Here is a 12,290-nt window from a genome sequence, read left to right on the forward strand (position 1 = left end):
TCAGCCGTCCACGTCGGCCAGCGCCGCGCGCAGAGCCCTTGTCAGCCGCGTGGCCTCCCGCTCGTCCCGCACCGTGCCGAGGCGCAGCCAGTCGGGCCGATAGGCAAAGGGCCGAGTCAGGATGTGCCGGCGCGCAAGCCCCTCGAAGAGCTTCGCGGCATCGGGCACCGACAGAAGCGAGAACAGCGCCGTGCCGCCAACCGGCGCAAGGCCCGCTGCGGTCAGAGCTTGCCGAGTCCACTCAGCACGTTGCCCGATCCCATCGCGCAGCGCGGCGGTGCCCACCTCGTCCTTCATCAGGGCAGCTGCGATCGCGAGCGCAGGGCCGGACACGGCCCAGGGTCCGAAGCGCGCCTCGATCCGCGCGGTCAGCGCCGGCTCGCCCAGCGCCGCGCCAAAGCGCAAGCCGGCTAAACCAAAGAATTTGCCGAAGGAGCGCAGGATAAGAAGACCCGGCCGCCCGGCCTCGGCTGCAAGGCTTGCCCCCGGCTCGGCATCGGCAAAAGCCTCGTCGAGGACGAGAAGCCCACCCTGAGCCGCCAGCCGATCCGCCAGCGCCAGAGCTGCCGCCGGGGCAAAGCGCCGCCCGTCCGGATTGTTGGGCGAGACCAGCGTGACGAGCCGGGCCCCGGCTGGGATGTCGCTGAGGTCCGCAAAGCGTGTGACGGCATGGCCCGCCTGCGCCAGCGCCCGGCCGTGCTCCTCGTAGCTCGGAAACAGCACCGCCGCCGGACCGGGCGGCAGGAGATGGGGCAGAAGCGCGATCAGCGCCTGCGTGCCAGGGGCCAGCGCAATCCCCGCCCCCTCGCCCGCGCCGGCAAAGCGCCGGAGCGCGCTGCGCGCCCGCTCCTCCAACGCGCGTTCGGGTAGGCGCGCCCAGAGCGCGGCGTCGATCTCCGGCAAGGGCGGGGGCACGGGGTTGATGCCGGTGGACAGATCCAGCCAATCCGCCCGAGCGCCGCCATAGCGCGCGACGGCCGCATCCAACGCGCCGCCATGATGCAGCGCCTCCTTCACGGCACCACTCCGTCGATGACATGGGCGAACGAGCCCATGACGCGACCGCGCCTCAGGCCCATCGCGCCGAGATCGGAGCCCACGGCATCGCGCGCCTCGAACAGGCGCTCGGCCGCGCCCTCCCTGACGATCGTCGCATAATGAAACTCGTGCCCGGTCAGCGGGTGAGCCCAGGGCGCGCCGGGCAGAGGGGCGAGACGACGATAGCCGAGATGGCGCTTCCGCTGCGCGAAAGAGGTCTCGAGCGGCAGGAGGCCGAGCATTCCGTGCCGGATGCCGTCCGCATCCACCAGCCCCTCGCCCAGCGCCATGTAGCCCCCGCACTCGCCATAGATCAGCGCTCCGAGCCGGGCTGCGTCCATCATTCCCTCGCGAAAACGGCTCGCCGCCGCCAGCCGGCCCGCATGAAGCTCGGGATAGCCGCCCGGCAGGAACACGGCATCGGCCTCCGCCGCCGGCCCTTCGTCCGCCAGCGGCGAGAAGAAGGAGAGCGCCGCACCGGCCTGCCGCCAGCCTTCCAGAAGATGCGGGTAGCTGAAGGCGAAGGCGGTATCGCGCGCCACCGCGATATGCGCTCCAAGTGGCGCCAAAGGCTTGGGGGGAGCTGGCGCTCGCCGGCTTTCGCCAAGCAGCCCATCCAACGCGCCGGGCTGGAGCCCTTGCGCCATCCAGTCGGCTGCGCACTCGAGAAAGCCGGTGAGGTCCGCCCGCTCGCCGGCCTGCACCAAACCGAGATGGCGTTCTGGCAGGGCCAGGGCGGGGTCGGCCGGGAGAACGGCGAGGATCGGCAAGCCGAGCGGCGAGAGCGCGTCTCGCAACAGCGCCTCGTGGCGGAGAGAGCCGACGCGGTTCAGCATCAAGCCGGCAAAGCGGAGGGACGGTCGGTGGTCGCGAAAGCCGCGCACAAGCGCCGCTATGGAATGGGATTGTTTGGCACAATCCACCAGAAACACGACCGGCAGGCCCAGCATCTCGGCCAAATCGGCCGCCGAGCCCGACCCATCCGCCGCGCCGTCGTAGAGCCCCATCATGGCCTCGACCGCGAGCGGGCGCGTGTCGGCAAAGGCCAGCGAGCGCAGGAAGTCCGGACGCATGGCGAACGGATCGAGATTGACCGACGGGCGGCCGGTGGCCGCCGCGTGAAAGGCCGGGTCGATATAGTCCGGCCCCGCCTTGGCCGAGCGCAGTGCCACGCCCTCACGTGTGAGGTGCCGCAGCAGCGCCAGCGTCGTCAGCGTCTTGCCGCTGCCCGATTGCGGCGCGGCGAGAAGGAAGCCGGCGGAATGGGTTTGCTCCATCCCGCCTCGCGATGCTTCGCCTTGTCTCTCGACGCCCTCTCCTTCGCCCAAAATCCGCCCCATCGCACGCGCCGCTTCGCGCCCGGTCTACCAACCTTGCCGCCGCCCCATCAACTGTGCCGCCGCCCGATGGCGCAATAAGAGCCGAGAACAAAACCTCCGGGTGGAGGGGGCAAGGGATTTTCGTTCGCTACGAGCCGCGAAGCCCTGCCGATGCGCGGGCTCCCGGCCAAGCATTCCCGACAGTTGGAAGGACCGACGAGACACGCGGCCCGCTGGCCGGCCACACGCGAAGCAGAACCGGCGTTGCGAACAAGCCAACCTTCGTGGCGAAACACTGGTTTGGTAAAAAGCGGGGTTGGCACCGCCTCCTGGATCAACCCTGTGTGGCCCACCCGGTCCAGCAGAATGCGGCAACGGATCGGCCTGCCCAGCAACGCGACCCGAAAGAGCGAAATTCAGGCCTGACAGCGCTCCCGTGGGTCCGAAGCGAGTGGCCCGAAGCGACCGGTCAAGCAACATCATCTTCGCTCCGATCCGCCCGGTCACGATCATCGCTCGTAACCGTTCGCGCCGTCTTGCGGCCCGTTCGGCGCTGGCCTAGCCCCAACGGCTTGAGCGTTCGACCCACGCCATGGCCTGCCGCGTTCAGCCGGCAAAGGCCGGCGCAAGGACTGCGCGCTCACCGCTCAACGTGCCGACCGCTTGCGCCTCTAAGCAGCCGGCCTATAAGCCCTCCCATGAGCTTCAATCTCGGCAAGCGGCGGGAGACGAGCGCGCCCCGGCGGGACGGCGCGGCGCTCCGGCGCGGCTGGACGACAGGAGCCTGCGCCACGGCCGCCACCAAGGCTGCGCTGGAAGCCCTTCTGACGGGCCATTTCCCCGATCCCGTTGAGATTACCTTGCCCAAAGGCGAGCGACCCGCCTTCGCCTTGGCGCGCACGCGGCTGGGTGAAGGCTCGGCCATGGCGAGCATCATCAAGGATGCGGGCGACGACCCGGATGTGACGCATCTGGCCGAAATCGTCTCCACCGTTCGCCTCACCGCCCCCGGCTCCGGTCTCGTGTTTCGGGCCGGCGAGGGCGTCGGGACGGTGACGCGGCCCGGCCTGCCGATCCCGCCCGGTGAGCCGGCGATCAATCCCGTGCCGCGCCGGATGATGGGTGAGGTGGTGGAGGCCCTTTGCGCTGCGCAGGGGCGCGCTGATAATGTCGAGATCACGATTTCCGTCACGAACGGCGTGGCGCTCGCCGAGAAGACCTGGAACGGGCGGCTCGGCATTCTCGGGGGGCTGTCGATCCTCGGCACGACGGGCGTCGTTCATCCCTTCTCCTGCTCGGCCTGGATTCACTCCATCCATCGCGGCATCGACGTCGCGCGCGCCGCCAACCTCCCCCGCGTCATCGCCGCGACGGGATCGGCCAGCGAAGACGCCGCGCGCCGGCTCCACCCCGAACTGCCTGACATTGCCTGTCTCGACATGGGCGACTTTGCCGGCGGCGTCCTCAAATATCTGCGCCGCCACCCGGTGCCGAACCTGACGCTGGCGGGGGGCTTCGCCAAGCTCACCAAGCTCGCCCAGGGCTCGCTCGACCTTCATTCCGGCCGCAGCCAGGTGGACTTCGCCTTTCTGGCGGACCTCACCGGCACCCCGGCCCTGACGCCGCGCATCCTCATCGCCAACACGGCCAAGGAAGTGCTCGACCTCTGCCAGGAAGCCGGCATCGATCTGGCCGAAGCCGTGGCGCGCCGCGCGCTCGCAACCATCCGCGAGACGCTGGGCGATGCCTCGGTTGCCGTGGAAGTGCTGGCGGTGGACAGGGCGGGCGCGGTGATCGCCCGGATCGGCGGCTGAGATGGAGGAAGCGCCCTTCGTCCTTCTTCTCGGTGGCACGGCGGAGGCCTCGGTTCTGGCGCGGCGCCTGCGGACGACTAGGCCGGACATCCAACTTCTCCTGTCGCTGGCGGGACGAACCAAAGCGCCCGCACTGCCGGACGGAGTGGAGACGCGCATCGGCGGCTTCGGAGGGGCGGCTGGCTTGGCCCGCTTCATGCGCGAGCACGGCGTCACGCGCCTGCTCGACACGACCCATCCTTACGCCGTCGGCATGTCGCGCAACGCGGGCGAGGCGGCCCGCTTAGCCGGCATTCCCCGAGCGACATTCCTGCGCGCGCCTTGGGAGCCGGTCGATGGCGATCGCTGGCAGGAGGTGGCTTGTCTGCGCACCGCGCGCGATGCGTTACCCTCGGGCGCGCGGCCCTTTCTGGCGCTGGGCAGCCAGCATATCGCGCCCTTTCGCCACCGCCCAGACCTTTGCCCGGTGTTGCGGCAGGTGGATGCGCCCGCCGAACCGCTGCCCTTCGCGGCGACGCTCGTCACCGGCAAGCCATCGCAGGACGTCGCGGAGGAAGCCGAGCTATTTCGCGAGCACGGTATCACCCATCTCGTCTGCCGGAATTCGGGCGGCGCGCGCGGCTATGCCAAGATCGCGGCGGCCCGAAATCTGCAACTTCCGGTTATCCTGATTCAGCGCCCGCCCGAACCGGACGGGCCGATCCTGCGAGACCTCGACGCCGCGCTTAGCTGGCTGACTTCGCCTTCCTGACCGGGCGCAGGATATGGGGGTGGCTGGCGTCGTAGAGCTTGGAATCCACGAAGTCCTTAGCCCCCAGGGCGCGCCCGACGAAGACGAGCGCCGTGCGCGTCAGCTTCGCCTCGCGCACCGCCCGCGCAACCGTCGAGAGCGTTGCACGGATGAACTGCTCGTCCGGCCAGCCGACGCGGTAGGCAACGATCACAGGACAGTCCGGCCCGTAAGCCGGAAGCGGCCCCAGCTCACGCTCGATATGAGCGAGGTTGCGGATGGAGAGGTGGATCGCCAGCGTCGCGCCGCTTTGGCCGAGCGTCGCCAGATCTTCGCCCTCGGGCATGGCCGAAGACTTCATCGCCGTGCGGGTGACCACGATGGTCTGACAGACTTCCGGCACGGTGAGTTCGGTCTTGAGCGCGGCGGCCGCCGCCGCGAAGGCCGGCACGCCCGGCGTCACGTCATAGGAAATGCCGAGCGCATCCAGCCGGCGCATCTGCTCGGCCGTCGCCCCGTAGATCGAGGGATCGCCGGAATGAACGCGCGCGACATCCTCGCCCCGCTCGTGGGCCGCCTGCATTTCCGCGATGATCTCGTCGAGATGCATCGGCGCGGTGTCGAGCACGCGCGCGCCCTCCGGCGCGGCCTTGACGATCTCTTCTGGCACGAGCGAGCCGGCATAGAGGCAGACCGGGCAGCGCTCGATGAGGCGCAGGCCGCGCAGCGTGATGAGATCGGCCGCGCCGGGGCCGGCCCCAATGAAATGAACGGTCATGGCGCCTCCGAAATGCTGGTGCCGGGCTTGGCGGCGTAGCCGCGCGGCGTATAGGCGAAGCGGCGGCCCTCGCCCGAGGTGAAGGCGCGCGTGTTGGACGAGCCGACCACGACGACGGTCAGCATGTCCACCTCGTCCACGTCGAGGGCCGACAGGTCCACGATGCGCACGCTCTCGCCCGGCCGGCCGAGATTGGTGGCGAGCACGACGGGCGTATCAGAGGGGCGATGCTGGAGAAGCACGCCCCGCGCATGAGCGAGCTGCGTGCGCCGGCGCTTGGAGACGGGATTGTAGAAGGCGATCACGAAATCGCCTTCGGCCGCCGCCTTCACACGGCGCTGGATGTCGTCCCAGGGCGTCAGGAGATCGGACAGCGAAATGGTGCAGAAGTCGTGGCCGAGCGGCGCGCCGGCCCGCGCGGCGGCGGCCTGGAGCGCCGAAATGCCGGGCGAGACCTGAACCTCGATCCGCCGCGCCGCGTCCGACACGCCGCCCCGGTCCATCAGCTCGAAGACCAGCGTCGCCATGGCATAGATGCCGGCATCGCCCGAACAGACCAGCGCGACGTGGCGGCCCTCGGCGGCGAGTTCCATCGCGTGACGCACGCGCGCCTCTTCCGCGCCAAGGTCGAAATCATGCCGCGCCTTGCCGCGCGCAAGCGGTCCCAAAAGGTCGAGATAAAGCGAATAGCCGACAAGATCGGTGCTCGCGGCCACCATGCGCGAGACCTCCGGCGAGCGCCAGCCCTCCGAGCCCGGACCGATACCGACGACGAAAAGCGTGCCCCGCGCCCGGCCGGTGCTCCGAGTGTCGAGCGGCTGCGGCGCGCGGGCGAGCGCGGCCGTGGTGCGGGCGGATTTGCGCTTGGGGAGGATCAGCGCACCGCCCTCGCCCGCCCCGGCGAGCGCCGCGCCCTCGGCAACGCCATGGCAGCCCGTTTCGCGGAACACGATGTCGGACGGGTTGGCGAGGCGGGGCGCTTGTGCCTCCAGCGTCGCGGCATCGAAAAAGCGGGCGGGAACGCGGAAATGGCTTGCCACGGCATGAACTGCCGGTTCGTCGGCTTTCAGGTCCAGCGAGGCGACAGCGGCGAGCGACAGCGGTGAGACGCCGGCTTCCGCCAGCGCGGCCTTCGCCAGCGCAATCGCTTCATCAGCGGGCGCGCCGCGCTCGGCCCCGATGCCGAGGACGAGGGTCTTCGGGCGGTAGAGAAGCTCGGTCTCAGTCGGTTCGCGCGCGGCGTCCGAGACGGTGAGCGCGATGCGAGCGTCGTCCGATACGGGGATGGAGGAGCCCGTCAGCCAGGGCGCATCGCCCTCGATCCAGGCGAACTCGCCCGCGACAAGATCGGCCATGACGGGTTTGGCGTCGCCGGGATTTTCGAGCACGTAGCCCACCGGCGGCGCATCCAGCGCCACGCCGAAGCGCAGGTCCCCGGCGGTGGTGACGGCGGCAAAACCGCCCGTAATGGCGGCGACCCGCCGCGCCCAGTCGTTCGCGCCATGGTGGCCGCCCAGCAGCGGCACCACGGCCGAGCCGTCCTCCGCGATGGCGAGAACCGGCGGCTCGGCGTGCTTGTCGGCAAGATGAGGCGCGAGAAGACGGATCAGCGCGCCCGTCGCCATCAGCGCCAGGATGGGCCGCCCCTCGGCAAAGAGAGTGGCCAGATGCGCGCCGACATCCCCGAAGCTCCGGTCGGCGTTGAAAACGCGCGGCGCAAAGCCATGGGTCTCGCCCCCCAGCGCATCGCGCAGACGCTCGGCCAGCGCGAGCGAGGCGGGCGTGAGGCAGACATAAGCCGGCTCATTCATCGATCATGCCCAAGAATGGCGGGCTCCCGGCCCTTGTAGAGAAGGATCAGCGCAAAATAGGGGGCCGTGTCGCCGGTCTCGGCCAGCGGCCGCACCTGCTCGCCGGCTTGTGTCACGCGCTCGGCATAAAGCGCGCCGTTCGTCAGGCCCATCTCCGCGATCAGGCGTTTCACCCGCGCAAAATGGCGGCCGAGCTTCAGAATGGCGACACTCTCCGCCGCTTCGATGCCGGCGCGCAACGCTTCGTCGGGGAGCGTTGCCGGGAGCACGGCGAAGCGATCGTTGCGCACCACGAGCGGACGCCGAGCGCAGGCGGCAGCGGCCATGACGGAGGAGACGCCCGGCACGATCTCGGTCGCGAAGTCGGCGCCCAGCCGCGCGAAGAGATGCAGGAAGGAGCCGTAGAAGAACGGATCGCCTTCGCAGAGAACCGCGACGTCTCGCCCGGCTTGCAAATGCGCGGCGATCTCGGGCGCGGCGGCGTCATAGCCGCCCTGCCCCGGCGCGCGCTCGACCGCCATGCAGAGGCCGATCGGCAGTTCGACCTGTCCGCCCGGAAGATGCGGCGCGGCGATGCTGCGCGCGAGCGAGGGCGCGCCATCGGGCGCGGGATAGGCGATGACGGGCACGGTTTGCAGGATGCGATGGGCCTTCAGCGTCAGAAGCTCGGGGTCGCCGGGGCCGAGGCCGATCCCGTACAGCGTGCCGGTCATGCGCCCGCCTCTTTCGTCAGATGCCAATGGAGAACGGGCATGGAGGCCCGCCAGCCGCGAAACGGACCGACGGGCGAGGCATGGTCCACCGAGACCCTCATCAGATCGCCGCCGTGCTCTGCGTGCAGGCTCAAGAGGATGGCTTCCGATTCCAGCGTCACGGCATGGGCGACGAGCCGACCGCCGGGTTTCAGAGCGTGGTAAGCCGGCGCGAAGACGCTTTCCGTCAGCCCGCCGCCGATGAACACGGCGTCCGGCGCGGCCAGCCCGTCGAAGGCTTCCGGCGCGCGCGCGGGGACGATGGTGATGCCCGGCGCGGCGAGCCGGAGGCGGTTTTCGCGGATGAAAGCCAGACGCTCCGGGTTCGGCTCGATGGCGAGTGCCCGCGCAGCCGACGCCGCGCGGCACCATTCCACCGCGATCGCGCCGGAGCCGGAGCCGACATCCCACAGGAGTTCGCCCGCGCGGGGCGACAGCGCGGAAAGGGCCAGTGCGCGCAAGACCCGCTTGGTCATCTTGCCGTCATGGCGAAACGCCTCGTCCGGCAAGCCGGGGCCGGGCGGCCAGACCTTGCCGCCCTCTGCGGCCACGCATTCCACGGCGACGGTGTTGAGCGCGGCGATGTCCGTGAGATCGAAGCCTTCCGCCAGCGCCGCGCGGATGCGCTCATGCGGACCGCCGAGATGTTCGAGAACATGGACGGGGCTCGCGCCATAGCCGGCCTGCGTCAGCAGCGCGGCGAGCGCAGCGGGCGAAGCGCCGTCTTCGGAGAGGATGAGGAGTTTTCGCCCCTCAGCGAAATCCGCCGCCGCATTCTCCAGCGCGCGGCCATGCACGGTGAGGCAACGGCAATCCTCCAGCGCCCATCCGAGCCTGGCGGCTGCGAGCGAGAAGGCGGAGGGTGTGGGCCAGACGCGGAACTCCGCCGCATCGAGCACGCCGCGCAGCCATTTCGCCGGCCCGAACCAGGACGGATCGCCCGTCCCCAGCACCACGGCCCGCCGCCCGCGCGCGGCGAGAATGTCGGTGGCGCTCTCCGCGAAGGGCGAGCGCCAGGGCTGACGCTCGGCTGGGTGCGCGGCGGGCAGCATGGCGAGATGCCGATGCCCGCCGAAGACGATCTCGGCGCGGTCGAGGCGCGCCGCAGCCTCCGGTGAAAGCGTCTCGAGGCCGCCCTCGCCGACGCCGATCAGATCGAGCCAGGGCGCCGTCACGCGAGCCCACCCCGCAGCCCGGCGGCCAGCGCATTGACCGCCGCCGCCGCCATGGCGCTGCCGCCGCGCCGGCCGAGAAGCGTCGCGAAGGGGACGCCGCGCGGGCGAGCGAAGAGTTCGTCCTTGGATTCGGCCGCGCCGACGAAGCCGACCGGAAAGGCGAGGATCGCGGCCGGCGGCGCGGCCCCCTCGTCCAGCCGCTCCAGAAGATGGAACAGCGCAGTCGGCGCATTGCCGATGGCGACAACCGCGCCCGCCAACTCGCCGCGCTCGATCCAGAGATCGACCTGCGCGGCCGAGCGCGTCGTGCCAAGGCGCGCGGCGAGAGGGGCAATCTCGGGCTCGCTCAGCCGGCAAACCACACTATTGCCGGTCGGCAGATGCCGGGCGATCACGCCATGCGCCACCATCTGCGCATCCACCAGAACCGGCGCGCCGGCTAGCAGCGCCGCGCGGCCAGCCGCAACGAGATCGGCGGACAATCGCAAGTCCGCGATCGCATCCACCATGCCGCAGCTATGAGCGACGCGGATGGTCAGCTCCCGCGCCTCCTCCGGCAGGCGCTCCAGCAAAGGCGCACCCTCGCGCCGGATCGTGGCGAAGCTCGCCTCGTAGATCGCGGCGGGGTCCTTCAGATAGTTCAGCCCCACGAACTTACCCCCGCTTCAGCGAGCGCGGCCCGAGCGGGTGATCGGCATGGGGATAGGGGTGGTGGGTATGCGTGTGGCCGTGGCCGTGAGAATGGTCATGACCATGGGAATGGCCGTGATCGTGCGCATGGCCGTGCGTGTGACCACCCGCATGATCATGAGAATGATCCGCCGAATGCGCGTGCTCATGCGTGTGAGCATGGTCATGCCCGTGGTCGTGGCTGTGCCCATGGTCATGGCCGTGGTGGTCGTGCCCATGGTGGTGATCGCCATGGTGATGATGCCCGTGGTCATGCCCGTGCCCATGGCTGTGATCGTGCCCATGATCGTGCGCCGGTTCCGCCGGCCCCGTGCCGATGCCCTCGACATGGTGGTGGTGGCTTTCCTGCGGCAGGCCGACTTCCGTTTCGAAGCCGAGCACCTGCTCGCGGTACTTGCACATCTGGCAGTTCATGTTGTTCGTGCCTTCGAGGATCTCGGTCAGGCGATCCACGAAGGTTTCGACCACGAGGTCATGCGCGCCGAGATAGGAGGCTTTCAGGAACTTCACGTCCGGCTGCTCGGCGGCCACCGTGTCGGTCGAGGAATAGATGCGGTCCACCAGAATGCCGGTGAACAGGAAATAGGGAAACACGACGATGCGCTTGTAGCCGAGGCGCGAGACATGGCGCAGCGCCGGCTCGACCAGCGGAAAGGTGACGCCGGAATAGGCCGTCTCGCCCCAGCCGAAGCCGAGCCCTTCCCAGAGCATGCGCATGACCTTGGCGACATTGGAATTGGCGTCGGGGTCCGACGCGCCGCGCCCGACCACCACCAGCATCGTGTCGTGCAGCGGCTCGCCGTCGCGCCATCCATCCAGCCGCAGCGCCTCGCGAATCCGCTCGCCGGCGGCGCGGATCATCTTGGGGTCGATGCCGAGTTCGCGGCCATAGGTGATGGAAACGTCGTTCGAGGCGGCATAGGTGTTGAGAACCGACGGAATGTCGTTCTTTGCGTGGCCGGCGGCGAACAACATGCCCGGCAGGGCCAGAATCTCCCGCGCGCCCTTTTCGCGCAGCGCGTCGAGCCCGGTGCGGATGATGGGCGTGGCAAATTCCAGATAGCCGTATTCCACCGTCCAGTCCGGCAGGCGGCGGGCCATCTTTTCGGAGAGGCCGCGAAATTCCTCTACCGCGCCGCGGTCGCGCGAGCCGTGGCCGCACAGCATGAGAGCCTTCATGGACGCATGTCCTCCGTCGTCAGGTTGCGCCGGAGAACGGACCTCGCCCATCAGCGAAGCGCCGCGTCCGACAGTTTCCGCTTCGAGCCCCCGGTTTGGGTCGGCCGTCCCGGAATCGTTTTTGCAAGAGCCCGGGCGGAATCGATCCACCCAAAGGCACCGTCAGGCCCCCGCCTTAAAGCCGGGATGAGGGCGCGCGTCAAACCGGGTGTCCGGCCAAGGCGCCCCCTCGCCGTCCCCCAGGCCGGCGGGCGGGCGACGAATGCCCAACCCGTAAGCCCTGCTCTTGCGCGCCCTTGCCACTCGACGCGCCTCTGCCCAACAGGCCTCGACGCTCAGTCTCGGCACGATCCCTCGGTCCGGAAAAACGCCCCTTTCCGCTCAACAGCGCGCACCCCGCGCTCCATCGTCGCGCGCGGGCTGCTAAAGCGAACGCCACGACCGAATCAACGGAAGGCCGCCCGTGCCCGCCTTGTCCTTTCTGACCCGCAACGCGCGCTGGCTGGCGGGCGGCTTTCTTCTGCTGTTCGCCTCGTCCTTCGGGCAAAGCTTCTTCGTGGCTCTGTCCGGGGGTGACATCCGGCGCGAGTTCGCGCTGTCGAATGGCGATTTCGGGCTGCTTTATATGGGCGTGACGATCGCCTCGGCCTTCGCGCTCGCCTGGATCGGTCCGGTGGTGGATCGCTGGCCGGCCCGGCGCTCAGGTATGCTCGCGCTTGCTGCCCTCGGGCTCGGCGCGCTCGCCTTTGCTCTGTCGCGCCATGGGCTCGGGCTCGTCGCGGCGCTTTTTGCCTTGCGCCTGTTCGGGCAGGGTTTCGCCGTCCACGCCGCTTATACGCTTCTCGGCCGCTGGTTCGGGCCGAGCCGCGAGGGCGGGCGGGGGCGGGCCGGCTCCCTGCCTCGTATACACATCTCCGAGGCCACGAGCCCGGACATGTACGCGTATGTCGTCTTCTGCTTTAAGAGAAAACTAGACTACAGCGAACATCGACATCGGCTCCACG

At 69.5% G+C, this 12,290-nt stretch carries 11 protein-coding genes; 3 read left to right on the top strand and 8 right to left on the bottom strand.

All coding sequences use genetic code 11. The features are described 5' to 3' along the window. Both cobD and NS365_RS17430 read right to left on the bottom strand, forming a co-directional pair. Window positions 1–1,017: a threonine-phosphate decarboxylase CobD gene (cobD, locus tag NS365_RS17425; protein ID WP_058601576.1), complete on the bottom strand. Its 1,017-nt coding sequence runs from the start codon at window positions 1,015–1,017 to the stop codon at window positions 1–3. Next, on the bottom strand, window positions 1,014–2,315 hold the full coding sequence (locus NS365_RS17430) for a cobyrinate a,c-diamide synthase (protein ID WP_058601577.1): 1,302 nt from the start codon (window positions 2,313–2,315) through the stop codon (window positions 1,014–1,016). Before NS365_RS17430 ends, cobD begins: the two co-directional genes overlap by 4 nt. A gap of 740 nt (window positions 2,316–3,055) precedes the next feature. On the opposite strand from NS365_RS17430, the gene NS365_RS17435 reads away from it, so the two are divergent. After that, on the top strand, window positions 3,056–4,171 hold the full coding sequence (locus tag NS365_RS17435; protein WP_058601578.1) for a cobalt-precorrin-5B (C(1))-methyltransferase: 1,116 nt from the start codon (window positions 3,056–3,058) through the stop codon (window positions 4,169–4,171). Window position 4,172: 1 nt separating this feature from the next. After that, on the top strand, window positions 4,173–4,922 hold the full coding sequence (locus NS365_RS17440) for a cobalt-precorrin-6A reductase (RefSeq protein WP_058601579.1): 750 nt from the start codon (window positions 4,173–4,175) through the stop codon (window positions 4,920–4,922). Here NS365_RS17440 and cobM read toward each other — a convergent pair. The 6 genes from cobM to NS365_RS17470 are packed head-to-tail and all read right to left on the bottom strand — an operon-like array spanning window position 4,897 to window position 11,286. Next, entirely contained in the window at window positions 4,897–5,679 is a 783-nt protein-coding gene (gene cobM / locus NS365_RS17445) for a precorrin-4 C(11)-methyltransferase (protein WP_058601580.1), read from the bottom strand. The genes NS365_RS17440 and cobM overlap by 26 nt on opposite strands. Then, window positions 5,676–7,490 carry a precorrin-3B C(17)-methyltransferase gene (cobJ, locus tag NS365_RS17450; RefSeq protein ID WP_058601581.1) on the bottom strand — a complete coding sequence of 605 codons (1,815 nt, stop codon included), beginning with the start codon at window positions 7,488–7,490 and terminating at the stop codon, window positions 5,676–5,678. Before cobJ ends, cobM begins: the two co-directional genes overlap by 4 nt. Continuing rightward, window positions 7,487–8,203, bottom strand: coding sequence for a precorrin-2 C(20)-methyltransferase (cobI, locus tag NS365_RS17455; RefSeq protein WP_058601582.1), 717 nt, complete (start codon window positions 8,201–8,203; stop codon window positions 7,487–7,489). Before cobI ends, cobJ begins: the two co-directional genes overlap by 4 nt. Beyond that, complete coding sequence (locus NS365_RS17460; RefSeq protein ID WP_058601583.1) at window positions 8,200–9,417, bottom strand: bifunctional cobalt-precorrin-7 (C(5))-methyltransferase/cobalt-precorrin-6B (C(15))-methyltransferase; 1,218 nt, start codon at window positions 9,415–9,417, stop codon at window positions 8,200–8,202. The genes cobI and NS365_RS17460 overlap by 4 nt, the downstream gene beginning before the upstream one ends. After that, window positions 9,414–10,067, bottom strand: a complete 654-nt coding sequence (locus NS365_RS17465; RefSeq protein ID WP_058601584.1) for a precorrin-8X methylmutase — start codon at window positions 10,065–10,067, stop codon at window positions 9,414–9,416. The genes NS365_RS17460 and NS365_RS17465 overlap by 4 nt, the downstream gene beginning before the upstream one ends. A gap of 4 nt (window positions 10,068–10,071) precedes the next feature. Next, window positions 10,072–11,286: a sirohydrochlorin chelatase gene (locus tag NS365_RS17470; RefSeq protein ID WP_058601585.1), complete on the bottom strand. Its 1,215-nt coding sequence runs from the start codon at window positions 11,284–11,286 to the stop codon at window positions 10,072–10,074. 463 nt (window positions 11,287–11,749) lie between these two features. Here NS365_RS17470 and NS365_RS17475 point away from each other — a divergent pair. After that, on the top strand, window positions 11,750–12,290 hold a 541-nt coding region (locus NS365_RS17475; RefSeq protein WP_244498489.1), incomplete at its 3' end, for an MFS transporter.

Source organism: Aureimonas ureilytica, assembly GCF_001475935.1.
GTDB lineage: Bacteria > Pseudomonadota > Alphaproteobacteria > Rhizobiales > Rhizobiaceae > Aureimonas > Aureimonas ureilytica_A.